This window comes from Nocardia sp. Root136 (assembly GCF_001427185.1).
GTDB lineage: Bacteria > Actinomycetota > Actinomycetes > Mycobacteriales > Mycobacteriaceae > Nocardia > Nocardia salmonicida.
On record NZ_LMFE01000004.1, the window covers coordinates 212958 to 238300 of the forward strand.

General features: G+C 68.1%; 22 protein-coding genes and 1 pseudogene. 15 read left to right on the forward strand and 8 right to left on the reverse strand.

The features are described from left to right. The first annotated feature begins 8 nt into the window (after positions 1-8). A complete protein-coding gene (locus ASD42_RS16690) occupies positions 9-644 on the forward strand; it encodes an MspA family porin (protein WP_084787174.1) in 636 nt (211 codons plus the stop codon). A gap of 60 nt (positions 645-704) precedes the next feature. Here the strand turns inward: ASD42_RS16690 and ASD42_RS16695 are convergent, their stop codons facing one another. Further along, positions 705-1541, reverse strand: a complete 837-nt coding sequence (locus ASD42_RS16695; RefSeq protein WP_056817674.1) for a glycosyltransferase family 2 protein — start codon at positions 1539-1541, stop codon at positions 705-707. A 221-nt stretch (positions 1542-1762) separates the two neighbouring features. Between ASD42_RS16695 and ASD42_RS16700 the strand changes: the two genes are divergently transcribed. The 11 genes from ASD42_RS16700 (at position 1763) to ASD42_RS16750 (ending at position 16405) form a co-directional block, all read left to right on the forward strand. Continuing rightward, positions 1763-2824: a glycosyltransferase family 4 protein gene (locus tag ASD42_RS16700; RefSeq protein ID WP_056817675.1), complete on the forward strand. Its 1062-nt coding sequence runs from the start codon at positions 1763-1765 to the stop codon at positions 2822-2824. Then, positions 2821-3957 (forward strand): glycosyltransferase family 4 protein, encoded by a 1137-nt coding sequence (locus tag ASD42_RS16705; protein WP_056817676.1) that lies wholly within the window; start codon positions 2821-2823, stop codon positions 3955-3957. The genes ASD42_RS16700 and ASD42_RS16705 overlap by 4 nt, the downstream gene beginning before the upstream one ends. Positions 3958-4096: 139 nt before the next feature. After that, complete coding sequence (locus ASD42_RS16710) at positions 4097-5347, forward strand: oligosaccharide flippase family protein (protein ID WP_056817735.1); 1251 nt, start codon at positions 4097-4099, stop codon at positions 5345-5347. Beyond that, complete coding sequence (locus ASD42_RS16715; protein ID WP_056817678.1) at positions 5344-6360, forward strand: CgeB family protein; 1017 nt, start codon at positions 5344-5346, stop codon at positions 6358-6360. Before ASD42_RS16710 ends, ASD42_RS16715 begins: the two co-directional genes overlap by 4 nt. Positions 6361-6434: 74 nt before the next feature. Then, complete coding sequence (locus ASD42_RS16720; protein ID WP_131817269.1) at positions 6435-7712, forward strand: hypothetical protein; 1278 nt, start codon at positions 6435-6437, stop codon at positions 7710-7712. Beyond that, positions 7703-8983, forward strand: coding sequence for a Wzz/FepE/Etk N-terminal domain-containing protein (locus ASD42_RS16725; RefSeq protein WP_056817681.1), 1281 nt, complete (start codon positions 7703-7705; stop codon positions 8981-8983). The genes ASD42_RS16720 and ASD42_RS16725 overlap by 10 nt, the downstream gene beginning before the upstream one ends. Next, positions 8980-10338, forward strand: coding sequence for a glycosyl hydrolase family 28-related protein (locus tag ASD42_RS16730; RefSeq protein WP_056817682.1), 1359 nt, complete (start codon positions 8980-8982; stop codon positions 10336-10338). Before ASD42_RS16725 ends, ASD42_RS16730 begins: the two co-directional genes overlap by 4 nt. Continuing rightward, the gene (locus tag ASD42_RS16735) at positions 10335-11672 is read left to right on the forward strand and encodes a GNAT family N-acetyltransferase (RefSeq protein ID WP_056817683.1); all 1338 of its coding nucleotides are present in this window, start codon (positions 10335-10337) and stop codon (positions 11670-11672) included. Before ASD42_RS16730 ends, ASD42_RS16735 begins: the two co-directional genes overlap by 4 nt. Next, positions 11669-13009: a glutamate-1-semialdehyde 2,1-aminomutase gene (locus ASD42_RS16740; RefSeq protein WP_056817684.1), complete on the forward strand. Its 1341-nt coding sequence runs from the start codon at positions 11669-11671 to the stop codon at positions 13007-13009. The genes ASD42_RS16735 and ASD42_RS16740 overlap by 4 nt, the downstream gene beginning before the upstream one ends. Next, on the forward strand, positions 13006-14112 hold the full coding sequence (locus ASD42_RS16745) for a glycosyltransferase (protein ID WP_056817685.1): 1107 nt from the start codon (positions 13006-13008) through the stop codon (positions 14110-14112). Before ASD42_RS16740 ends, ASD42_RS16745 begins: the two co-directional genes overlap by 4 nt. 280 nt (positions 14113-14392) lie before the next feature. After that, positions 14393-16405 (forward strand): SDR family oxidoreductase, encoded by a 2013-nt coding sequence (locus ASD42_RS16750; RefSeq protein ID WP_056817687.1) that lies wholly within the window; start codon positions 14393-14395, stop codon positions 16403-16405. A gap of 55 nt (positions 16406-16460) precedes the next feature. Here ASD42_RS16750 and ASD42_RS16755 read toward each other — a convergent pair whose 3' ends face one another. After that, complete coding sequence (locus tag ASD42_RS16755; RefSeq protein WP_200950470.1) at positions 16461-17345, reverse strand: NmrA family NAD(P)-binding protein; 885 nt, start codon at positions 17343-17345, stop codon at positions 16461-16463. A 108-nt stretch (positions 17346-17453) separates the two neighbouring features. On the opposite strand from ASD42_RS16755, the gene ASD42_RS16760 reads away from it, so the two are divergent. Beyond that, positions 17454-17954: a hypothetical protein gene (locus ASD42_RS16760; protein WP_056817689.1), complete on the forward strand. Its 501-nt coding sequence runs from the start codon at positions 17454-17456 to the stop codon at positions 17952-17954. A 12-nt stretch (positions 17955-17966) separates the two neighbouring features. Here ASD42_RS16760 and ASD42_RS16765 read toward each other — a convergent pair whose 3' ends face one another. Continuing rightward, on the reverse strand, positions 17967-19193 hold the full coding sequence (locus ASD42_RS16765) for an alkane 1-monooxygenase (RefSeq protein ID WP_056817691.1): 1227 nt from the start codon (positions 19191-19193) through the stop codon (positions 17967-17969). Between the two features lie 149 nt (positions 19194-19342). Between ASD42_RS16765 and ASD42_RS16770 the strand changes: the two genes are divergently transcribed. Further along, positions 19343-19945, forward strand: coding sequence for a TetR family transcriptional regulator (locus ASD42_RS16770; RefSeq protein WP_063893664.1), 603 nt, complete (start codon positions 19343-19345; stop codon positions 19943-19945). Positions 19946-19951: 6 nt separating this feature from the next. Here the strand turns inward: ASD42_RS16770 and ASD42_RS16775 are convergent, their stop codons facing one another. Further along, complete coding sequence (locus ASD42_RS16775) at positions 19952-20605, reverse strand: cutinase family protein (RefSeq protein ID WP_056817737.1); 654 nt, start codon at positions 20603-20605, stop codon at positions 19952-19954. 184 nt (positions 20606-20789) lie between these two features. Beyond that, on the reverse strand, positions 20790-21002 hold the full coding sequence (locus ASD42_RS16780) for a hypothetical protein (RefSeq protein ID WP_056817693.1): 213 nt from the start codon (positions 21000-21002) through the stop codon (positions 20790-20792). Positions 21003-21099: 97 nt separating this feature from the next. Here ASD42_RS16780 and ASD42_RS16785 point away from each other — a divergent pair, with 97 nt between their 5' ends. After that, complete coding sequence (locus tag ASD42_RS16785) at positions 21100-22788, forward strand: FAD-binding dehydrogenase (RefSeq protein WP_056817694.1); 1689 nt, start codon at positions 21100-21102, stop codon at positions 22786-22788. On the opposite strand, the gene ASD42_RS16790 is transcribed toward ASD42_RS16785, so the two are convergent. From ASD42_RS16790 to ASD42_RS34770, 3 genes and pseudogenes are all read right to left on the reverse strand, one after another. Continuing rightward, positions 22785-23612, reverse strand: a complete 828-nt coding sequence (locus tag ASD42_RS16790) for an IclR family transcriptional regulator (protein WP_056817695.1) — start codon at positions 23610-23612, stop codon at positions 22785-22787. The two genes, ASD42_RS16785 and ASD42_RS16790, sit on opposite strands and share 4 nt — an antisense overlap. Positions 23613-23689: 77 nt before the next feature. Further along, the gene (locus ASD42_RS16795) at positions 23690-24820 is read right to left on the reverse strand and encodes an Mrp/NBP35 family ATP-binding protein (RefSeq protein ID WP_056817696.1); all 1131 of its coding nucleotides are present in this window, start codon (positions 24818-24820) and stop codon (positions 23690-23692) included. 10 nt (positions 24821-24830) lie between these two features. Further along, positions 24831-25343 (reverse strand): annotated as a pseudogene (locus tag ASD42_RS34770) (pyridine nucleotide-disulfide oxidoreductase); the annotation flags it as partial.

Genomic DNA, 25343 nt, shown 5'->3' on the forward strand with positions numbered 1-25343 from the left:
GAATTCTGATGAGGGGAACCACCGTGCTTGCACCGCGCGCGCTCCGGATGGTCGCGATGGCATCGGCCATCGCGGTCGGTCTCGCCATGGGGGCAGGCTCTGCCGCTGCCGGAATCGACAGCAGCAGCATTGTTCTCGACGGCAAGAACCGCACCGTCGAAGCTGTCCAGTCCGACACCCGGATCGACTTCGTCGCACCATTGGACGGCAATCCGCTCACCCGCGAGTGGTTCCACAGTGGCGCGGCGTCCTACCTGGTCACCGGCCCCGAGGCCGAGGCCTGGTCCGGCCACCTCATCGTGGGCTATCAGGTCGGCTACCCCGCCACCCTCGACGGCAGGCTCGAGTTCGAGTGGTCGACCCCGAGCCTGGGCCTCGAGGTCGGCGCCGACGGCCCCACCGTCAAACTCGACGGCCTCATCCCGCGCGCGGGCATCGAACTCGCCGCGGGCTTCGGCCCCGGCATCCGGGAGGTCGAGGTCGCCGGTGGCGAAATCTCCGGAGCCGAAGGTGTGCTGCGCCTTTCGGGCTTCCACGGCACCGTCACCGGTGTGCTCGGCCAGACCAACGTCCGCCCGTTCGTGAAGATCGTCGGCTCCACCGGCGACACCGTCGTCACCTACGGCAGGACTTTCTCGATCTGATCGGCGTCACCCCGGCGGGCCGTCACCCGTCGGGGTGCTGCGACCTCACCGGTCGGGGCCTCATTCGCCCGGGCGCACCGCGCCGACCGCGCCCAGGGTCCGCACCCGGACGCGCTCCATGATCTGCCCGACCAGGCGCAGGTCCCCGGTGAGTACGTCGGCTCGCGTCACCAATTCGGGGTGATCGACGACGAGGCGATGGTGGAAGCGGTACATGTCGGTGAGCTTGGACTTGGTGGTGGTACGGCTGCACAGGTTGAACGAGGAGTTGCGCCACGCGGCGACGATCCGTTCCATACCGACGAAGTGACCACCGGTGGCGACGCGGGCGAAGAGGTCGACATCCATCGGGAACACCAGGTCGGGGCGCAGACCGCCCACCCGCCGGTAGTCGGCCAGCCGGAACATCGCCGCGGCCGTCGGACCGAACTCGGCCGGACCGCGACGCACGATGACCTTGGCCAGTTCCCGTGGCGTGCGGCGACCGAGCAGGCCCGGCAGACCGAGGTCGGTCTCGAGCAAGTCGCCCTGCTCATCGATCACATCGAAGCGTCCCGCGCAGATCGCGACCGACGAGTCGGCCATCAGCGCCCACTGTTCGGTCAGCGCGCCGGGGCGCAGGATGTCGTCGGCGCACACCACTTTCACCAGTTCGCCGGAGGCGGCCCGGATCACCCGATCCCAGTTGGCCCCGATCGGCAACACCGACTCGTTGCGCAGCACCCGCACTCGGGGATCGCCGGTGGAGCGGGCGATCTCGCCGGTGCGGTCGGCGCTGGCGTTGTCGAGGACGAGCAGTTCGAAGTCGGCGTCCTCGGCGAGCACCGATTCCAGGGTCACCGCGAGCGTCCGCTCGGCGTCGTAGGCAGGCACACACACCGTCAACGCGGAAACCATCGTCGCACTCCCTGTCACCGGGTAATGCCCTGTTGCACTCCCGCCTTCCCCGGTGAGGAATCTACCCCACCCCCTGACTGGCTGCCGTCCGGTGGGCCCGAACGTGGTTACTCCCCTACACTGTGGGCCGATAGCGAATTCGCCGGTCGGGATGCACTTCGCGGGACACATGATGAAGGGTGCGGAGGTTGACGACTGCGACCGCAACGGTTGGTGTGCACATGACCGGATCGGAATGGTTCGGTGCCACTCCGGGCGGCCTCAACCGGTATTTCACCGATCTGTATCGAGCACTCGCACAGCAGCCGGAGATGGCGGTGACCGCGGCCGCGTTCGGCACCGCCGATCACGCGGGCGCCGGATCGTGGGGACCGACGGGCGGTTCGACACTGCACCGCACCCGCACCGCGCTGCTCGCCCGCTCCGAACTCGCCCCCGGCACCGTCCTGGACCGGCACTTCTGCCTCTACGGCCCCCTCGCCCGGACCGCGACGTCGAAGCTTCCGCTCGTGGTCCACTTCCACGGACCGTGGGCGCAGGAGAGCGCGATGGCGGGCGAATCGGCCCGTGCTGTGCGGGCCAAGTACCTGTTCGAACGACTGCGTTACCGCGGCGCCGACCGATTCATCGTGCTGTCGGGCCACTTCCGTGACGTGCTCGAACGCGACTACCACGTGCCCGCCGACCGGATCTCGGTCATCCCGCCCGGCGTCGACCTCGACCGATTCCACGCCGCGCCGCTCGACACCACCGCCACCACCCGGACCGTGTTGTGCGTGCGCAGGCTCGAGCGGCGCATGGGCATCGACGTGTTGTTGCGAGCATGGCCGCAGGTGTCGGCCGCCCATCCCGATGCCCGACTCGTCGTCGTCGGCACCGGTACCGCCGAAGCGGAGCTGCGGGCCGCGGCGGCCGAGCTCGGGGGCACCGTCGAGTTCACCGGCCGGGTCGGCGACAACGAACTCACCGACCTCTACGCCGAGGCCACCGTCTCCGTTGTCCCGACCGTCGCGCTGGAGGGCTTCGGGCTGATCGCCCTGGAATCCCTGGCCGCCGGGCGGGCACCGATCGTCACCGACTGTGGCGGATTGCCCGACGCCGTGCGCGGCCTCGACCCGACCCTCGTCGTTCCAGCGGGCGAGCCCGACGCGCTCGCCGCCCGGCTCGTCACCGCGCTGGACGGCACGGTTCCCGACCCGGCCGCCTGCCGCGCGCACGCGCAGACCTTCACCTGGGACATCGCCGCCGACCGCCACGCTGCCCTCTATCGGGACCTGCGGTGACCCGAGCTGTCTTCCTCGCACACACCGCGGCACCGTCGGGCGCCGAACTGTCCACCCTGCGACTGCTCGACGCCTTGCGCGCGACGGGGCGCTATCAGGTCACCATGATCTACACCGAGGACGGACCGATGGTGGCCCGGATGCGGGCACGTGACATCGAGACCCGAATCGTCACGGGACGATTCGACTCGCGCGCCATGCGCATCGGCACCGGAGTGCTCGGACTGCTCACCGGTTTCCTCGCCCTGCTGCGGTTGGGCTGGGCCGTCGGTGCGGTGGTCGCCGAGACCCGCGCCGATGTCGTCGTCGCCGAGAGCACCAAGGCACTGGTCCTGGGCGCTGTCGCCGCTCGCCGCGCGCGTGTTCCGCTGGTGTGGCAAGTCCACGACCGTGTCTCCCCCGATTACTTCGGCCGGATTCCGGCCCTGGCGATCCGCGTGCTGGCCCGGCTCGTGTGCCGCGGACAGCTGGCCAACAGCCGCGCGACCGCTGCCACCCTGCCCGCTGGACTGTCTACCGCGATCGCCTATCCCGGTGTCGAACTGCCTGCGACACCAGCGGATCCGCGTACCCGCTCGGCCGCGGAGGCGGTAGTGGTCGTCGTCGGCAGACTCAGTCCGTGGAAAGGCCAGGACGTCTTCCTGCGCGCGATCGCCGCGCTGCGGGTGCGGCCTGCCCGGGTGGTTCTGGTGGGCGGCACGTTCTTCGGCGAGGAAACGTATCGCGCACAGCTGGAGAAGCTCGCGGCCGAGTTGGGTGTGGCCGCCGAATTCACCGGCCATGTCGACGATCCCGCCGAATATCTCACCACCGCCGACATCCTCGTGCACTGCTCGGTGCTGCCGGAGCCCTTCGGGCAGGTCGTCGTCGAAGGCATGGCCGCGGGCTGCGCGGTGGTCGCGGCGAGACCGGGCGGTCCCGCCGAGATCATCGACACCGGGGTCGACGGCCTGCTCGTCCCCGGTGGCGATGTCGGCGCCCTCACCGCCGCGCTGGACACCCTCCTCCACGACCCCGCCGATCGCGCCCGCCTGGCTCTGGCAGGCCGCGACCGCGCGCGCGATTTCGACATCCACACCAGCGCCCGCACCGTCGCCGACTTCCTCGACACCATGGTGACCCGCGGTGACTGAGCACGATCGCTATCTGGCCGGCGTCACCACCGACGTCTTCCCACACGTGCAGCCGGTCCCCCGCGAGAACGACGCGCATCGCCGACCCGAGGACGACCACGGGTCCGACGGCGAGGGCAAACACAGCAAGTCCGGTCCGCTGGCTGTGCTGCGCGACATCGGGTTCGTCAGCTTCGGCAAGTACGGGCAGTATCTGGTCACCTTCATCACGGTGCCGCTGATCGCCCGGGTGCTCGGCGCGCACGGTCTCGGGCTGCTCGCGATGGCGATGTCGGCCTATTTCATCGGTTCGCTGATCGTCGACCTCGGCATCACGTCGTTCATGGCCGCACGGGTGCCCGATGCCGAGGACAACCACGGTGCCGGGACACGGTTCGCGGCCGTCAACCAGTTGCGCGGCGATTACCTCGCGGTCCGGCTGAGTCTGCTGCTGATCCTCGGGCTGGCGCTCGTCGCCGGTCTGGTGTTCGGTGTCCCCGAACCGGTGCAGATGATCCTGCTCGGTTTGTTCGCGGGCGGGTTCTGGTCGATGTCGGAGGACTGGCTGCTGATCGGGCAGGGCCGTTTCGGCGCGTCGACGGTCTATCAGGGCATCGGGCGGCTCGGCTATCTCGCCCTGCTGGTCGGCATACTGCCGCGCCTGCCGAGCGCTCAGGTCGCGGTGTTGTGCCTGCTGGTGTCGTCGGTGCCCACGGTCGTGGCCACCTGGATCGACACCTCCCGGCGGTACGGCCGACCGTCGCGACCCCGTGATGTCGGTGAGTTGCTCCGCACGGGCGCGCCGGTTTTCGCCTCGCGCTTGCTGATCACCACCTACGGCCAGGGTGCCGCCGCGATCTATTCGGTGGTGCTCAACGCGGCTGCCCTTGGCCTGTACTCGGCGGGCGATCGCCTCGTGCGGGCCTTGCAATCGCTGCTCGACCCGATCGGTTTCGCCCTGCTGCCGCGCCTGGCGCGACGCAGTTCCGACGGCAACTTCTGGCGTGACAGCGTGCGGGTGCTCGCGGCGTGCGTCGCGCTGGCCGCGCTGGTGAGCGCGCTGGTGTGGGTTACGGCGCCCTTCCTGATCGAAGTGATCTTCGGCACCGAATTCCTCGGCGCGACCTCACTGTTGCGGATCGAGATCCTGATCCTGCCCGCCACCACCGTCACCTCGTTCGTCACCACCGCGATCCTGCCGGTCCGCCAGGACACCTTCGGTGTGCTCACCGGTGCGGTGATCGGCACGGTGATCGCGGCCTGCGCGCTCGGGCTGACCTTCCGCACCCACTCGGTACACACCCTCGTCTACGGCAGCGTGCTGGTCGAATACACCGTCGCTGCCTGGTATCTCGCGCGGGTCAGGATGCTGGTCCTGCGCGACCGGCGCAACAAGGACCACCACGCATGAAAATCCTCTTCATCGGCGACGACTGGATCGGCAGCAACGCCCGTTCGCTGGCCGACGGTTTCCGCCAGGCCGGCCACAGTGTGCTCGTCGTCGACTCGACCGCGATCACGCTGCCGACCCGTTTGTCGCCGCCCTGGATCTATGCCAAAGCGCGGGGGGAACGGGCGCCGTGGCAGGTGCGCGCATTACACGAGCGAATCGAACGTAGCGCTGAGGCCTTCGATCCCGATATGGTGTTCGTGTTCAAGGGAATCCATCTCGACCAGCGCAGATTGCTCGATCTGCCTGCCGCGCTGCATGTGCATTACAGCGCCGACGATGTGGCGAACCCGGAAAATCTCACCCCCTCCTACCTCGCGCACGAATCCGAGTGGGATCTCGTGGTCACCACCAAGCGCCACAATGTGCCCGAGTTGCGGGCCCGCGGCGCCCGCGCCGTCGGTTTCGTTCGCAGTGCCTACGATCCGGCCTGGCATCACCGGACCGCCCGCCGCGACGGGCGTGACTACCTGGTCGGCTTCATCGGTGTGTGCCGTCCCGACCGCCGCGCCGCGATGGTCGAACTGGCCGGACGCTACGGCGATCGCATGCTGGTCCGTGGGCCCGGTTGGCGCCGGGTCCCCGAACTGCGCGCCACCGGCGCGCACGTGGGCGGCGCGGTCTACGGCGCCCAGTATTCGGCCGCGGTGGCCCAGGTCGGCGCGAACCTGGTGCTGCTGAACTCCGACAACCGCGACACCCACACCTGCCGCACGTTCGAAGTGCCCGCTGCCGGTGGCCTCTTCGTCGGCGAACGCACCGATGAGCACGCCGAGTTGCTCGACGACGCCACCGAGTGCTTCCTGTTCTCCGACACCGACGAACTCCACGACATCCTCGACCGCTGCGCGGCAGAACCGGACAGGGTCGCCGCGGTGGCCGACGCCGGACACCGCCGCGTGGTGGCCGACGGGCACCGCTATGTGGATCGGGCGCGCGAAATCGTCGCGCTGGCGCAGGAGGTCAGGTCCTGACCGGCTCCGCCACCGTCGCCACCGTCGCCGCCGTCGCCGCCGCGCTGCTGGTCATCGCGGTCGCTGCCCTCTGGGTGCCCGGCGTCGCCCGAGTGTTCCTCATCGCGCAGGCCGTGTTCTGGTCGCTGTCGTATGTGGCTCGACCGTTGGTGCTGCTCGCGGTGCGGCCCGAACCGCACTTCGGTGACAATGTGCCCGATCCGCGCCTGGCCGATCTCGGCTACGACCGGGGGATCGCGCTGGCATTGGAACATGTCGTGTTCGGACTGTGGGTGTACGCGGCGCTGGTTGTCGCCTACGCGATCTGGTCACATCGCAGGCCGCTGCGCCGCGCCGCCGCCCTCGACGATCCGGATTTCGTGCCCGCGCTGGTCGCGCTGTACGTGCTCGGCATGCTCGGGCGGGCGGCGGGCACCGCGTCCGGGTCGGCGGGCACCGCGGGCGAGGTCGACAGCGCCAACCCGATGCTGGCGTTCCTCGCGGTCCCGGCCTCGATCGCCGCGATCGGCCTGATCATCTTCCTGCGACCACCCGACCCGCGCCGCAGCGTCGTCATCCTCGGCGCGCTGTTGGCCGGCGAGCTGTGGTGGTCGTCGGTGGTGCAGTCCAAGACCCCGATCCTGGGCGCTGCCCTGGCACTGGCCATCCGGTTCTCGATGATCGGCTGGAACCGGCGCACCGCTCTCGGTGTCGCGGGTATCGGTGTGATCGGGGTCATCGGCTTCGGCTGGCTGCAGTCGTTCAAGTCCACCGGCACCGCGGCACGTGATGCGGCGTCGGTCGATTCGATCTATCCGGAGAACGTGCAACCGTTCCTGAGCATCCTGCGCCGGTTCGATCTGCTCGAAGCCGCGACCGACGCGCTGTTCTACGGTCCCGGCGGCTGGCTGACACCGGCCGAGGTGGCCCAACACGCGAGCCTGAGCCTCATTCCCGCACCGCTGCTGGGGCTCGAGAAGTTCCAGTCCGGGACGGCGTGGGCGAACGAGGTGCGCGGCGCCTCGGTGGATATGAGCACCGTTACGGTCTCACTCGCCGAGGGAAATTTCAACGAGGGCTACGTGCTCGGCGGTTACACCGGGGTCGTCGTGAGCGCGGTGTTCACCTTCGCGCTGCTGGTGGCCTGGTCGTATTCGCTGTATTCGCGGTGGTTTCCGGTGGTCGTGCTCGGCTTGGCGATCACCGGTGCCTCGACACTGTTCGAGCGCGGGATTCTCGGCAGCATGGAAAATCTCGGCAAATTCGTACAGACCGCCGTGCTGGCGTGGCTGGTGTACCTGGTCGTCGAGGAGTTCCGGCGCACCGAATCATGTGTGGTATCAGGGGAAATGGAGTCCCAGCGATGGGTTTGATCGATATCTGGCGCATCGTACGACAGCGGTGGCTGTTGATCGTGGGTGTCGTGCTGGTGTGCACGGCGGCCGCGTGGACTTACGCGCAGACGCTGCCGAACACCTATGCGGCGTCGAGTTCGATGTATGTGTCGATGGCGACGGGCACCTCGGTGAACGACTCGTATCAGGGTGGCCTGGCCGCGCAGCAGCGCGTGCGGTCCTACCTCGATCTGGCGGCCTCGACGACGGTCGCGGCGCGCGTGGTCGACGAGAAGGGATTGAAGGTCACCCCAGAGGAGATGCGCGCGCGGATCACCGCCAGTTCACCGCCCGCGACCTCGGTCATCGTGATCTCGGTGCAGGATTCGACACCGGCCGGCGCCCGCGATCTCACGGATGCGGCGGTGGCGCAGTTCCGCAAGCTCGTCGACGAACTCGAGTCCATCCAGCGTGACGCGGCACCGGCCGCGCGGGTCGCCGTGGTCGACCGGGCGCAGGCGCCGAGCGCACCGCTGGGACCGCCGCCGGGCCGGATCGTGCTGCTGGGCCTGATCGCCGGTCTCGCCCTCGGTGGCGGCGCGGCGCTGGTGCGCGAGCGCACCGACCGTTCGCTGCGGACTCCGGATGCCGTGGCGGCAGCGCTGCCCGTTCCGGTGCTGGGCGTGATCGAAGCGGGCTTGCCCGCTGCCGCAGGCGAGACGCGGCGGTTGCGCAGCCGGTTGTTGCAGCACGACCCCGCGAAGTCCGTGCAGTTGACGAGCCTGTCGACGCGGTCGGAGCCGGATGTGGCGATGGCTCTCGCCCGTTCGTTGTCCGACAGTGGACAGCACGTGGCGCTGGTCGACGCCGACACCAGTGGCGGCGGCAGCACCGAGTTCATCACCAGTGACAGCCCGGGGCTGGCCGCGGTGCTGCGCGGCACCCTGCCCGCCGCCAAGGCGCTGACGCCGTGGTCGGAGACCGGGATCGCGTTCCTGCCGCTCGGCGCGGCCGATCAGCTGACCCCTGATCTGCTCGTGTCGGCACGCTTCGCCGACCTGCTCACCGATCTGACATCGCGTTTCGACCATGTCATCGTGGAGACCGCCCCGGTCACCGTCGCCGCGGACGCGATCGGCGTGGCGCCGCTGTGCGATGCCACCCTCGGCGTCGTCGAGCTCGGTGCGCTGTCCGCGCCCGGATTGCGCGGCGCGCTCGCGACTCTCGGCGCCGCGAAACTCACCGGAGCGGTGGTGTACAGCAGACCGTCGGCTCCTCTGGCCCGGTTCCTGGAACGGTTGCCCCTGTGAACGAGGAATCAGTGGGGCGGCGGCGTCTGCTCGCCGCCACCTTCGGTGCGGCGGCAGTGCTGCCGCTGGCCGCGGCATGTGCCGCCGACCCGGAACCGAGCGCCGAGTTCCGCTCACCGCACGTCAGCGATACGCCCGCGGCGCGCAACGTCCGTGATTTCGGGGCGGTCGGCGACGGTAAGGCCGACGACACCGCCGCTATCGCCGCGGCGGTAGCGGCCACGGATCGACCGATGGTGTTGTACTTGCCCGCTGGCACCTACCGCGTCCGGTCGTGGCCCGCGATGCCCGACTACGCCACGGTGCTCGGCGACGGTGGGGACGCCAGCGTCGTGTTCTGTGAGGAGGATGTAACGCTGATCCGGTTGGAGCAGCGCAACCGGGTTCGGTTCGCCCGCATCGGCTTCTATCTCACCGGGCCGCGCGCCACCGGTTTCGTGCTCTCGGAATGCTTCCGCTGTTCGTTCGACAGTGTCGTGATCCGCGGAAATCATCTCAGCGACAACCACCCTCGCTTCCTCGCCCAGCGTGGTGTCGTGCTGGATCGCAATACCGGTGGCACCGCGTTCATCAACTGCGATATCAATAATTTCGGGGTCGGTCTGGAGACCCAGTGCATCCAGAACTACGTCACCTCATCGAAATTCACGAGCAATTACGTCGGCGTGCTCGGCACCGGCAACGACCACAATGCCGGATTGGCTTTGACCAACGTGGAATTCGTTTCCGATCGCGATCCTCGCACCACCGATCGCCATCTCATGGTCGACGGCGCGGCCAACGATTGGTGGCTCACCAATATCTGGTTCGAGGGCGCCGATATCGCGGTCTCGGTCGGGACGCGAGGCAAGGGCGGACCCGCCCAGTTCGGCATGGTCAATTGCAAGGTGGCGGCCCGTTCGGTCGGGGTCGATCTCGCTTACTGCAGGCAGCCATATCTGGCGAATGTGGTCTTCGATCAGGAATCCGACCGTCCCGCCGTCGAATTGCGCATCGACCCCACCGACTGCGCGGAGGGCACCGCGATCAATCTCATCTCCGGTTCCGCCGACGACCTGCGCGCCGGGGTGTTCCCCGACGGATGGCAGGTGATCGGGCGCAGCGGGATGCGTACCTCGCGCTTCACCGGCACGGTCATCACCAGGGCCGGGCACGGCGACGCCGATCTCTTCCAGGCGCAGGGCAACGACGGATCGGTCCGGTCGGCCGTATTGTCCAGCGGCGCTTGGTTATCCGATCACTCCGACGCCGGACTCGTCCTCAAGGACCCCGGGGGTGGTTACTGGCGGTTGGCCGTCGGTACCGACGGGGCGCTGCGCACCGTGGCAATGGGCAAACAACGGCCACGGCAATGAGTTCGTCCTATGCCTCGGTGGTCCTGGGACCGGTGCGTCTGCGCGGTGTCACGGTCCGGCTGCGACCACCGGCTTTCGGCGATTTCGCCGAGTGGCGACGGATTCGCCTGCGTGATCGCGCCTGCCTCGAACCGTTCTGGTTTCGTTCGTCGTCGACCTGGGAGCAGCGGCATACCGCGGCCCGCTGGGTGCGTGAATGTCTCACTGCCCGAGCCGAAGCCGAGGCCGGGCGACGGGTGAGTACGGTGCTCGAGATCGACGGCAGGTTCGCCGGGCAGCTCGAGCTGGTCGGTATCGACTCCGGCGCCGCCGAGCTCAGCGTGTGGGTCGACGCCGAGGTCGCCCGACGCGGTGCCAGCGGGCTCGCCGGGTCGCTGCTGCTCGACTTCGGGTTCGGCGCCGCGGGCCTGGAGCGGATCACCGCGCCGATCGCGGTCACCAATGCCGGCGCGCGGCGCGCGGTCCGGCAGCGCTGGACGATGGAAGCGGTCATGACCGGATATTTCGATGTCGGCAGCGGCCGCGTCGATCACGAACTGTGGTCGGTGACCAGCGATCGGACTCCCGCGGGCGGGTTCGCCGCCGACTGGCTGGAGGGCTATCTCGCGACGCACTCCGCTGTCGAGGATCCTGCCGACACCACCGGCTCGTCGACCGGTGCCGCAGTATCGCGGTACACGATTCTGCGGGCCCGCATACGGTATTGCCTCGGCCAGATGCGGCACCTGGCCGACCCGATGTGCACCGCCACCGCCGCAACGGCGCGCGCGGAGCACGGTTCGGTGACGATACGGCCCTGGCGCAGTGGCGATTTCAGGCTGCGCCGCGCCGCCCGGATCGCCGCTCGGCCGCTTCTCGCCCCGGCGACACCACTCGAGGACTGGACCCGGCTACACACCCGGCGGGAGTGGTGGCGAGCCAGGGCAGCGTCTCGGAGGGGGCTTCGCGGCAAGCACGGCGTCGTCCTGGTCGTCGAGGAAGCGGGCCGATACGTCGGCGAGTGTCGCCTCTTCGAGCAGGATATGTTCGATCGCAATGTCCGTGCCGCCGTGTGGGTTTCCCCGCAGGCAGCCCCGGAGGTCGCGGTCGGCGCGTTACGTCTGCTGATCGGGCACGCCACCGAGCGGCTCGGTATCTGGCGGGTGGCGCTGGCCGTACCGTCGGCCGACCGAGCGGGCGCGGCGGTCGCTCTCGACGCCGGTCTGCGCCACGAGGGCACCATGCACCGCTATCGCGGTGTCGACGGCGAACTCACCGATCACGAGCTGTGGGCGTTCAGCACCGCGCGTACCACCGCGGCGTGCGTCGGCGGCGCCGGAGAGGAACGGTCATGACAGCCCACCACGGTTTCGATCGCAGTAACGAGCTGCAAGCGCGCCTACACGACCTGGTTCCCGGCGGCGCGCACACCTACGCCCGCGGCGCCGACCAATATCCCGAGTTCATGGCGCCCATCCTGGTGCGCGGCGACGGCGCTCACGTCTGGGATGCCGATGGCAATCGATACGTCGAGTACGGGATGGGCCTGCGCGCGGTGACGCTGGGCCACGGCTACGCACCGGTGCTCGCCGCGGTGTCGCAGGTCATCGCCGACGGCGTGAGCTTCAGCAGGCCCACCGAACTGGAACTGCTCGCCGCGCAGGACTTCCTGTCGCTCGTGCCAGGGGCCGACATGGTGAAATTCGCCAAGAACGGCTCCGACGCCACCACCGCCGCGGTCCGCCTGGCCAGAGCGGTGACCGGCCGCACCACCATCGCCGTCTGCGATCAACCGTTCTTCTCCGTCGACGACTGGTTCATCGGCACCACCGAGATGGCAGGCGGCATCCCCGCCGTCGACGTCGTGAAGTTCGCGTACAACGATCTCGACGACCTCGCGGCGACACTGGCGGACGGCCGCGTGGCCGCGGTGTTCCTCGAGGCCGCGACCGCGATGGCCGAACCACTTCCGGGCTACCTGGAAGGTGTTCGCGCACTGTGTGATCGGTACGGCACACTGCTCGTGTTCGATGAGATGATCACCGGCTTCCGCTGGTCGGCCGGCGGCGCCCAAGCTGTCTACGGCGTGACCCCCGACCTGTCGTGCTGGGGCAAGGCGATGGGTAACGGCTTCCCGATCTCCGCGCTCGCGGGCAAGCGCGAGTACATGGAACGGGGCGGGCTGCGCACCGAGGAGGATCGCGTCTTCCTGCTCTCGACGACGCACGGTCCGGAAACGTCCTCGCTGGCCGCGTTCCGCGCCGTGGTGCACGCCTACCGCACCGAGGACCCCGTCGGGCGGATGGAACAGGCGGGCCGTGCCCTCTCCGACGGCGTCAACTCGATCGCCGCCGACCTCGGCATCGCCGATTTCCTCCAGGTGCGAGGCAGGCCGTCGTGCCTCATCTACCGCACCCTGGACGCCGAAGGCGCTCCCTCGCAAGCATTTCGGACCCTGTTCCTCCAGGAACTGCTGACCCGCGGCGTACTCGGCCAGTCGTTCGTCACCTCCGCCGCCCACGACTCGCAGGCGATCGCCACGACCGTCGCGGCCTGCGCCGAGGCGGCCGAGGTCTATCGCCGGGCAATCGAGCGCGGCTCCGTCGACGGGCTCTTGCGCGGCCGTCCCGTCGCCCCAGCACTGCGTCGCACCGCGGCGCCCCGACAGATCGAAGCGAGCACCCTCCGATGACCCGTGTCGCCATCGTCCACGAACGTTTCACCGAGTTCGGCGGCTCCGAGGCCGTTGTCGGCGAGTTCGTCGAAACCTGGCCCGATGCCGAGGTTTTCGCGCCGATCGTCGCACCGGGCGGCCTACGCGAGCCGGTGCGCACCGTCCACGACACCTGGCTGAGCAAGGCGCACACCTACACCGGCGGCAGACACGCTCCCCTGCTGCCGCTGGTCCCCCGGGCGCTGCGTCGCCTGCCGTTGCGCGACTTCGATGTCGTCGTGATCAGCCATCACGCGTTCGCCACCCAGGCCGCCCTGGCCACCGACGCGCCCGTCATCGCCTACGTGCACTCCCCCGCCCGCTGGGCCTGGGATCGCGAGTTCCGCGCACAGGAGGCCGGCGGCCGGGTCGGCCAACTCGCCCTCGGTGCGCTGGGCACGCTGGCTCGACGCGGCGAACTGCGGGCCGCGCCGCGGCTGACGCACGTCATCGCCAACTCGCACGCGGTCGCCGAACGCGTCACCGACTGGTGGGGCCTGCCCGCCTCGGTGGTCAATCCGCCCGTGCAGGTCAGCCACTTCACCCCCGACCCCTCGGTGGGGCGCGAGGACTTCTTCCTGTGCGCGGGCAGGCTGGTGCCGTACAAGCGCGCCGACCTCGCCATTCGCGCCGCGCAACGGACCGGGGTTCGCCTGGTGGTCCTCGGCGAGGGCCGCTTCCGCGCCCAGCTCGACGAGATCGCCGGATCGGAGACGACCTTCCTCGGGGCCACCTCCGGCGCGATGCTGCAGGACATGTACCGGCGCTGCCAGGCCGTGCTGATGCCGGGCATCGAGGACTTCGGCATCGTCCCGGTGGAGGCGATGGCCTGCGGCACGCCTGTGCTCGCGGTCGGTGCGGGCGGCGCCCTCGACACGGTGCGCCCCGGCGTCACCGGCGAATACGTCCCGGCGGGCTCCGATGAGGATGTCGTCGCGGCGCTGGCCGAGGTCATGCGCGAATTCCGTTCGACGGCCTACGATCCCGCCAAGATCCGCGAGCACGCCACCACCTTCGCGCCCGAGGTGTTCCGTGCCAGGATCGCGGGCACCGTCGATGACGTCCTGGCAGACCGGCCGTAGGGTAGCGACAAGTTGTCTGAAACTGTCAGTTACTGAAAATATCTGTCACACATACCCTTTGACCTGCGACGACAGGTGACAATTCCCACACGGTGATATCACGTCCTTCGCTTGCTCGTCTAGGTTACTGGCAAGTACGGTAGGCGTAGCCGGGACGACGATGTGCCCGGTTTCTCTCCAGCCACTTTTGCTGCTGGACCTCAACCGTTGATTTCGCATTCACCGCCGCATGCCGATCACTGTTGCGCGACACCGTGTTTCGAGATTTTCAGGAGGAGCGATGGTTTCCTACATCGTGACAGGCGGTACCGGATTTCTGGGTCGGCGTGTGGTGCGGGGGCTGCTCGCAGCCGACCCCACCGCGATCGTGCACGTACTGGTGCGCGCCGAGTCCCTGACCAAGTTCACCGTGCACAATGCGGAAAATCCCGACAGTGATCGCGTGTTCGCGCTGGTCGGAGACCTGACCGCCGAGGGCCTCGGTCTCGGCGACGGAGCGCCGCGTGCCGATCACGTGCTGCATCTGGGCGCGGTCTACGACATGACCGCCGACGAGGAGACCGCCCACGCGGCCAATGTCGCGGGCACTCGTTCGGTGATCGAGTTGGCTCGCAGCCTCGATGCCACCCTGCACCATGTGTCGTCGGTGGCGGTGGCGGGCGATCACCGCGGCAAGTTCTTCGAGGAGGATTTCGACCTCGGCCAGAACCTGACCTCGCCGTATCACCGCACCAAGTTCGCGGCCGAGAAGCTCGTTCGCGAGGCCACCGACCTGCGCTGGCGGGTGTATCGCCCGGCGATCGTGGTCGGTGATTCACGGACCGGCGAGATGGACAAGATCGACGGCCCCTACTACTTCTTCTCCGCTATCTCGACGCTGTCCACCCTGCCGTCCGAACTCCCGTTGCCGCTACCCGACCTGGGCGCGACCAACGTGGTGCCGGTCGATTACGTCTCCGAGGCGATGGTGCGGCTGGTACGGCGCGAGGGTCTGGACGGGCGCACGTTCCACCTGGTCAACCCCCGTCCGCAGCCGTTCGGGGAGATCTACCGCGCCCTGGCCACCGCAGCGGGCGGTCCCGTCGGGATCGGCACCGTGCCCGGCAGCGCCCGTGCGTTGAACGGGCTCGGCCACGTCCCCGGCGCCAACGCGGTGCGCGACTTCCTGTTCGAGCAGGCGGGCATCCCGGCCGCGGTCGCGCCGCATGTCGGTTTCACCGCCGAATTCGTCGCCGACTCCACCCGGGCCCAGCTGCCCGGGCTCACCGTGCCCGCGTTCGATACCTACGCCGAGCGCCTCTGGGACTTCTGGCGCACCAACCTGGACCCGCACCGTGGTCGTCCCGCCGCCGACGCGCATCCGCTCTCGGGGCGCACGGTGCTGATCACCGGGGCGTCCTCGGGGATCGGCCTGGCCACCGCCCATGCCGTCGCCCGCCGTGGCGCGATCGTGCTGATGATCGCCCGTGGCGTCGAAGACCTCACGGCCGCAGCGGAATCCGTGCAGGCCGAGGGCGGCACCGCCTTCGCCTACCCCTGCGACATCACCGATGCGGAGGCCGTCGACCTGCTCGTGAAGACCGTGCTGACCGAACACCACCACGTCGACTACCTGATCAACAACGCGGGCCGCTCCATCCGCCGCTCGGTGGCCAACTCGGTGGACCGCATGCACGACTTCGAACGCACCATGGCGGTCAACTACTTCGGTGCCGTCCGCCTCATCCTGGGGTTGCTCCCTTCGATGCGCGAACGCCACTTCGGCCATATCGTCAACATCTCCTCCATCGCTGTGCAGACCAAGGTCCCCCGCTTCGCCGCCTACGCGGCGAGCAAGTCCGCGCTGGACAACTTCAGCGATATCGCCGCGGTCGAAAACCAAGGCGACGGAGTCACTTTCACCTCTATCCGGATGCCACTGGTCCGTACCCCGATGATCGCTCCGACCGAGATCTACCGATCCCTGCCGCTGCCGGACCCGGACCGGGCAGCCGAGATCGTGGTCCGTGCGCTGCTGGAACGCCCCGATCGCATCGACACCCCCGTGGGCACCTTCGCCCAGGCGGTCGAGATGTTCCTCCCGTCGCTCAAGCGCACGATCCTGCACACCGGCTTCCGCTTCTTCGGTGAATCCACCGCGGCACAAGGCAAGTCGACTCCGCAGGTGGTCACCGAGCCCGCCGAACCGACACGCAACGCCCTCACCGTGCTCGGCCCGGTCCTGGCGCCACTGATGGTGATGCCGCAGTCCGCGGCCCGGATGAGCCGGGTGCTTCCCGGCGTGCACTGGTGACACAACACTGAACGCCCGGCCGGTCACGACGCTTGTCGTGACCGGCCGGTTCTGTTCATCGCAGGGAGGTGCTCGCCCAGGCCGCGAGAGTTGTCGGCGTGGTGGTGAGCACTGTGCGCGGGTTCTCGGGGACGAAACCGGAACTCAGTCCCGCAGACATCCCCGCGATGCCGTCGATCTGCCCCTGCCCGAGCCCGGCCGATCGCAGTGCGTCGCGGAACTCGTCGTCGGCGAGGCGGATCGGGGTGACCGCATGCCCCAGCTGCCGACCGAGAATCTCGGCGACCTCGGTGAAAGTCAGATCCCGCGGTCCGTGCACCCCCTGGACGACACGCCCCGACCACGCGTCGGACAGGAGCCGGGCGGCAGCGACCTCACCGATGTCGCGCGGGTCCACCCATGCCATCGCATGGTCCAACGGCCACGGTGTGGACAGCGTGCCTGCCCGGATCTCGTCGAGCTGGGTCAGCAGGTTGGTGAAGAAATAGCCGCATCGCAGGTGGGTCACATTCGCGCCGGTCGCGTCGAGCAATTCCTCGGTTCGCGCCAACCCGTCGATCTCGCCGGCCCCACCCCGCTTCTCCGCGCCCCCGCTGCTGAGAAACACCGTCGCCTCGATCCCGTTCTCCACGACAGCGCGCGCCGCCGAAGCTCCCATCCGCGCGTATCCCGCCACCGGATCACCGTCCACGAGGGCAGGCGGGTCGACCCAGAACAACCGATCAGCGCCTTCGGTAGCACGCACCACCGCATCCGCGTCCCCCTGATCGACCTGCGCGACATCGACCGATCCCCGCATCGCGGGATCGAGCCGCCCGGGATCGCGCATCAGCAGCGTCGGCCGAACCCCCGCTTGCACCAACAACTGCACCACCCGAGCACCCACATGCCCCATCGGCGTAGTGACGACAATCCGCATTTCACCCTGTCGAAGTCCCATAAATCCCACGCTAGAACCCAACGCGGCCAACTCCTGACCGCGATAGCCCACGGATCAACAGGACTACACTCATTTCCTACGGTGACCCTCGGGTAGATCGGAGTCGACATGTCGAAGTTGCTGAACTCCTTGTCCGAAGATGAGTACGTCCTGATTCGCAGTACAAAGAAAGCGCAAATGGTCGAACTCGACGAAGAGGCGCTGATCCGGTTGCACACTCGTGTGCGACGTGCGCGCAACAAATTCGTCAAGTTGTATCGCCAATCCGGCGCGGCGAAGGTAGAAGCCAAAGGCGCGCGCGGCTCCGGAAAAGCGGCGAACACCCACAACGCGGGCAAGGCGGAAGTCTTCGAAAGCGCACTCGGCAGGGTGAGCCGCCAGTTGGCCAAGGCCTCGAAGCGAACCGCCCGCACGTTGAAGGCCGAGAGACTCGCCCGTGCCCGCAAGGACGCGCCATCGTTCAGCGACATCGACACCGGCGACGGGAAGGTGCGCTCCGCGGGGAAGACGCGCACCGATGCCACCCGCGAGTCCTCCGGCCGAAAGAAATACGAGGCCTCGAGCATCGCCGCGGGGGCACGGCGCCAAGCAAAGAAGGACGGGCGCTAGCCACCTAGGCCGTCAGTTCACTCCGTACTTCGCCAGGACCTTCGCCCGCTTGCCGGGCTGGATATTCACCCGAGTGATGTCGCCGCTGTAGTGGGCGAGGACGCGATGGTCCATCACCTTGCGCCACAACGGAGTCACGTACGCCAAGCCGATCAGGCTCGCGTAGCCGCTCGGCAGCTCGGGCGCGCCGTCCATGCTTCGCAGGATCTGGTACCGGCGAGTGGGGTTGGCGTGGTGGTCGCTGTGGCGCTGCAGGTGGTAGAGAAAAATATTGGTGACGATGTGGTCGGAGTTCCAGCTGTGCTCGGGGGTGCAGCGCTCGTAGCGGCCCGAGGCGGTCTTCTGTCGCAGCAGACCGTAGTGCTCGAGGTAGTTCACGGTCTCCAGCAGGGAGAACCCGTAGATCGCCTGGATCAGCAGGAACGGCAGAATCGACGGACCGAACACCGCGACCAGCGCCACCCACAGCACGACCGACATGAGCCAGGCGTTGAGCACGTCGTTGCGCAGCGAGAACGGGCTCTTGTCGAGCCGCCGCAGACGTGCGCTTTCCAGCTCCCACGAGGACTTCAGGCTGCCCCACACGCTGCGTGGCAGGAAGGTCCAGAACGACTCGCCGAACCGGGCACTGGCCGGATCCTCCGGCGTCGCGACACGCACGTGATGGCCGCGGTTGTGCTCGATGTAGAAGTGTCCGTACAGGGTCTGGGCCAGGGTGATCTTCGACAGCCACCGCTCGAGTTCGTCCTTCTTGTGGCCGAGTTCGTGCGCGGTGTTGATGCCGATGCCGCCCATCGCGCCGATGGTGAAGGCCAGGCCGATCTTGGAGATCAGGCCGAGTCCGCCGTCGATGCCGAGCCAGGACAGACTGTCCGCGGTCCACAGATAACAGGCGAGCACCAGGCTGAACAGCTGCAGCGGGATGTAGGCGTAGGTGCAGTAGCGGTAGTACTTGTCGTTCTCCAGCTGCTCCATCACCTCCTCGGGCGGGTTCTCGCCGTCGGGCCCGAAGAACCGGTCCAGGATCGGTAGCAGGACGTACAACAGGATCGGCCCGAGCCACCACCACACGGGCGCGACGACCTGCCAGCCCAGCTGATTGAAGACCCACACGAAACCGCAGGCCAGCACCGTCGCGCTGGGCGCGATGAGGCCGAACAGCCACAGGTAGCGCTTGGGATCTCGCCAGTGCGGCGGTGCGGCGGATGCTTCGTGGTCGCCGATTCGAGATGTCGTCATTGTCATTCTCCTGATCACCGAGACTCCGGACACCTACTCGCTCGAAGTCGCCTTCGTTTACACATTAGCTCATAGTGTTCTCATTGGATACACAATGAGCCGAATTGTCAACGATCGAGCACATCGGCGAACACATGTACGATGATCACGTGGCCGAACCACCGAACTTTCAGGCAGAAATGCGCCAACTGCTGCGCGACCGGATGATCGACGCGGCGCGCACGATGGTCGTCACCGAGGGCTGGGGCGCGGTCAACATGTCGCGGGTAGCCAAGGAGGTCGGCATCAGCAGGCCGGTCCTCTACAAGGAGATCGGCACCAAGCAGGCACTCGCGGATGCCCTCATCGAGCGCGAGACCGGCATCTACCTGACCGGGATCGCCGAGACGCTGGCCGAACACCCGGCCGACCCACTCGCGGGCATGACAGCGGCCGCCGAGTACACGCTGCGCACCGCAGGCGACAACACCCTGATCAAGGCCGTGCTCTCGGCTCGCCAGGACGGCGACACCGCCCTGCTGCCCGCCCTGGTGAGCGACCCCGAACCGGTACTCGGCCGGGCGGTGGCCGCACTCACCGCCACGGTGCGCGAGCAGTACGAATTCGCCGCCATGACCGACGACGAGCTGATCTCGATCGTGGAGATCATGGTCCGGCTCACCTTGAGTCACCTCTTCCAGCCGACAGGAAGCGCCGATCGCGCGGTGGCGCAGATCGGCGCTGTCCTGTCCGGGGTCATGCCCGCCGCCTGAGGCGGCTCACAACCGCGCGTTCACCTGTCCGGCCGCGGCCGCGAACGCCCACTCGTATCTGCCGTGTGCGGCCGGGAAGATCCCGCCCGCGCACACCGGATCGCCTGCGGCGCAATAGTTCGCGGTGCGGTCGGCGTACAGCGGTGCGACCGGCACGCCGACGAGTCGCAGTGGATCGCCGAACAGCAGAACCGCGACGACGCGCGAGGACAGCTCGGGGGGCAGTACCCACGCACCGGGCAGCCACACGGAGCCGAGAGCGCCGTGGGCGACCACCGCGCCCTGGGAGTAGCCGACGAGGACGAAGCGCTGATCGGGACAGGCAGCGGCCTGGTCGATCACATGGCTGGTCATCGCCCGGGTGCCGTCGATCATCGAGGTCGGGACCAGCAGGTCGGCTGGGTACTCGACGCGATGGGCGGTCGTATCCACCGGTAGTTGCGCGCTCAGGGCAGCGTAGAGCGGGTCGCCGATCACGGCTCCCAGATAGCCGGGTTCCTGTGTGCCGCGGGCGACAACGATATCGAGCGTGGCGCAATTCTGCGCCCACGCTGTCAATCCCGGGGACATCGCCGTCCCGATTCCCGCAGCCAGTAGCAACACCGACAGCGCTCGCGCTGTCTGCCTCGCGACGATACGAATTGCCTTCCGATTGGTCATCGTGCCCACCCACTCACGCCGTTGTGAGAAATAGAGAAAGAGCGATTCGCCTCCTGCCCCAACAGCATTCGGCGTGCTCAGTGGTGGAATACCCGCTGACCTGCATCTTCATGGCGCGAAATCGGCATCGGCTGCGCCACGGTTATATCTCGGATCGCCTGCGGCACAACACCGCTGCCGATTCTCAGTGCTTCTTGGGCTTCTTCTTGTACTTCGGCTTGTCGTGGTCGGGCTCCCACTCGTAGCCCGCGACACCACGTTCGCAATAGGAGTCCGCGACGAGAACGTCGCCCTGATCGCGCTCACACCAGCGCGTCTTCGAGCAGGACGTGGCGCCGAGGCCGGCCACGACGGCGAGGGTGAGGACGGCAGCGCCGGTACGGGTTCGGACGTTCATGAACTTGTCGAGCCTTTCATCGAATGGAATATCGCTGGTCAGGGTGTTTTCCAGGACTTTTCCCCGCCCGCCGACGAACCAATGCTACGTTCCAGGCATGCCGAGCACAGCGTCTGAGCCCACCGAAGATTTCACCCCCGACGCGATTGTCGTCGGCGCCGGACTGGCGGGCCTGGTCGCCACCCACGAATTGGTGCTCGCCGGACGCAAGGTACTGGTCCTCGATCAGGAGAACCGCGCCAATCTCGGCGGGCAGGCATTCTGGTCGCTGGGTGGGTTGTTCGTTGTCGACAGCCCGGAACAGCGCAGGATGGGCATCAAGGACTCTTACGAACTGGCACTGCAGGATTGGCTGGGTTCGGCCGGTTTCGACCGCGAGGACGAGGATCGGATGGGCCGCGAGTGGGCGAAGGCCTACGTGCGCTTCGCCACCGACGAGAAGCGAGATTACCTGCACGCCTTGGGTTTGCGCTTCACCCCGCTGGTCGGCTGGGCCGAGCGGGGCGGCGGTCTCGCCGGCGGACACGGCAACTCGGTGCCACGGTTCCACCTCACCTGGGGCACCGGACCCGAGGTGCTTCGCGTCTTCCGGGATCCGGTCCTGGCCGGCGAGGCGAAAGGATTGGTGCGCTTCGCCTTCCGGCACCGCGTCGACGAGCTGATCGTCGAAGACGGCGCCGTGACCGGAGTCAGCGGCAGTGTTCTCGCACCCTCCGACACCGACCGAGGCCAGGCGTCGAACCGAGATGTGGTGGGCGAGTTCAGCTTCGCGGCGCCGGCGGTTCTGGTGAGTTCGGGCGGCATCGGTCATGCCCACGACCTCATCCGCCGCAACTGGCCCACCGAACGTCTCGGTCCGTGCCCGGAGACCATGATCTCCGGTGTCCCCGCCTACGTGGACGGCCGGATGCTCGCCATCTCCGAGCAGGCGGGCGCGGCGCTGGTCAACCGCGACCGGATGTGGCACTACACCGAAGGCATCAACAACTGGGATCCGATCTGGCCCGACCACGCCATTCGCATCATTCCCGGCCCGTCGTCGCTGTGGTTCGACGCGAACGGAAACCGGATGCCCGCACCGTGTTTCCCCGGTTTCGACACCAACGAGACCATGCGCCAGATCCTGTCGACCGGCTACGACTACTCGTGGTTCGTCCTGAACCAGTCGATCATCGAGAAGGAGTTCGCGCTGTCGGGTTCGGAACAGAATCCCGACATCACCGGCAAGGACTTGAAGTTCACCGTGCGCAGCAGGCTCGCCAAGGGCGCGCCGGGCCCGGTGGAAGCCTTCAAGCAGCACGGTGTCGACTTCGTGGTCGCCGATTCGCTGGCCGAGCTCGTCGACGGCATGAACGAGATCGCGCGCGGGCCCAAGCTCGACGTCGCCACCCTCGAACACCAGATCGTGGGCCGGGACCGCGAAGTCGCGAACTCGTTCTCCAAGGACGCGCAGGTGATCGCGATCAACAACGCCCGCAAGTTCCTCGGCGACAAGGTCCGCGTCGTCAAACCGCACCGCATTCTCGATCCCGCCCACGGCCCGCTGATCGCGGTACGCCTCAATGTGCTGACCCGCAAGACCCTGGGCGGACTGCAGACCGACCTGGATTCGCAGGTGCTTCGCCCGGACGGCTCGGTGTTCCCCGGTCTGTACTCCGCCGGTGAGGTCGCCGGATTCGGCGGCGGCGGCGTGCACGGTTACAACGCGCTGGAGGGCACGTTCCTCGGCGGGTGCATCTTCTCCGGTCGCGCGGCCGGTCGGGCGATCGCGCGGCGCGAGTCCTAGTGCGGGTGCCGGGGGGCCAGGGTGCGTGAGGCTTCCTTGGCCACCTCGGCGAGCGCGCGAGCCAGCCGTGCGGTGTCGAGTGCCGTGCGCTCGCCCTTGACCGTCCCCGACAGCGAGATCGCCGCCACCGCGACGCTACGGCCGCGGATCGGCACCGCCACGCAGCCGACGCCCGGGAGCGATTCCTCGGTGTCGACGGCCACGCCCTGACGATTGCGGATGCGGGCGAGTTCGCGGTGCAGTTCGGCTCGGTCGACGATCGTGCGCGCGGTCCGCGCCACGGCGTTGCCGCGCAGTGAGGCTTCCGCGATGCCGGGCTCCAGCGTGGCCAGCAGCGCCTTGCCGACCGCCGTGGAATGCGCGGGCAGCCTGCCCCCGACGCGGGTCGGGATGACCACCCCGCCCCGGCCACCCGAACGATCGAGGAACAAGACCTCGCGCCCGTCCAGCACCGCGAGGTGGCCGACCAGCCCGGTGCGCTGACTGAGTTCGTAAAGCAGTGGCCCCACCACCTCGCGCAGTTCGTTCTGCTCGGCCGCGAGCCCGCCGAGTTCGAGCACCCGCAGACCCAGCCGGTAGCCGCCGGGTGTGTGCGCGAGCCAGCGCAGCCGGATCATCTGGTCGAGGATGCGATGCACGGTCGAGCGCGGCAGCCCGGTGCGTTCGGCGAGCCCGAGCAGCGTCAGGGTGGGGGTGGCGGAGTCGAACGCGTCCAGAATGAGCGTCATCCGCTCGATCATCGACGTCGGCGGTGTTCCGGTCGCCCGGCCCGATCCGGACCACAGGCTTTCCGGCGCCGGCTCGGTCACGATCTCGACCGTCATTTGATCCAACCTCCACAGTGCGTAGCCATAACAGACTAGAGCCGTCAGCTCCGCTCACGCACTATTTCGCGTCGAACTCAGGCTGTGACCGGACTGATCGGCGTCACCGACAGCGGGCGACGCACGATCGGCGCGATGGTTGCCGCGATCTCCGCGATGGCCCTGGCAGGCGCGCAATGGGGGTCGCTGTCGACGAACGCGGTGCCATGATCGCCCGCCGCACAGACCGCCGGATCGAACGGGATCCGGCCGATGACCGGGCAGTACGTGTCGAGCAGGCCGCTCAGCGCGCGGCTCACCGCGGTGGCGCCGCCCGCGCCGAAGAGCGTATGCCGGGTGCCGTCGGGGCTGTCGTACCAGGACATGTTCTCGATGATGCCCGCGACTCGCTGACCGGTCTGCGCGGCGACGGCGCCCGCGCGTTCGGCGATGCGGGCCGCGGTGCGTTGCGGGGTGGTGACGACGAGCAGTTGCGCGGTGGGCAGCAACTGCGCCAGGGAGATGGCGACGTCGCCGGTGCCGGGCGGCATGTCGATCAGCAGGATATCGAGTTCGCCCCAGTACACGTCGTTGACGAACTGCTGCAACGCGCGGTGCAGCATCGGCCCGCGCCAGACGACGGGGGCATTGTCCTCCACGAACATGCCGATAGAGATGACGCGCACTCCGAAAGCTGTGGGCGGCATCATCATTCCCTCGACCAGGGTGGGCGCGGTGGTGATGCCGAGCATCGCGGGTACCGAGTGGCCGTGGACGTCGGCGTCCATGATGCCGACACGCAACCCGCGTCGGGCCAGCGCGACCGCCAGGTTGACGGTGACACTCGACTTTCCGACGCCACCTTTACCCGAGACCACGCAATATACGCGGGTCGGTGAATCCGGTTGCGCCAGCGCGGAAATGCTCTCAGAGTCCGGCCCGCGGAGTTGGATGCGCAGGTCACGGCGCTGTTGCTCGGTCATCACCCCGAAGTCGACGGCAATATCGGCGACGCCGGGCACAGCGGTCACCGCCGCGCGGATGTCGTTATCGATGGTCGTCCGGAGGGGGCAGCCCGCGACGGTCAGCAGGATGCGCACGGCCACGCGCCCCTGTGCGTCGATGTCGATGGCCTCGACCATATTCAATTCGGTGATGGGACGGCCGATCTCGGGATCGTCGACTCCGGCGAGCGCCGTCCTGATCTGCGGTTCGGTCGGTGATGTCACGAGCTCTTCCTCACCGGGCCAGGCTGGCGTGCAGCATGTCCGCGCGTTCGACGACCTTGATCCGCTCCCGGCCTTCGGTTTCGCCCAGCGCGCGTTCGTGGGCGTCCAGTCGGTACCAGCCCTCCCACGTGGTGAAGGGAATGCCCGCGGCGGTGAGAAATTCGGTCACCGCGTCGGGGCGCGGTCGGGGCGCGGGTGTCAGGCGGGCGCGATCGGCGAGCAGGCAGGCGATTGTTTCGCTCGCGTCACCCTTGGTGTGGCCGATGAGGCCGACGGGGCCACGTTTGATCCATCCGGTGACATACACCCCGTCGAGGTATCGCGCCTCGTCGCGCGCGTTCGGGTCGATCAGCACCCGCCCGGCTTCGTGGGGAACGGTGCCGGTGCGGTCGTCGAACGGGATGTCTGCGATGTCTTCGGAGCGATAGCCGACGGCGCGGTACACGGCCTGGATGTCCCAGTCGGTGAAGTCGCCGGTGCCCTTGACGTTGCCGGTGCCGTCGAGCTGGGTGCGTTCGGTCTT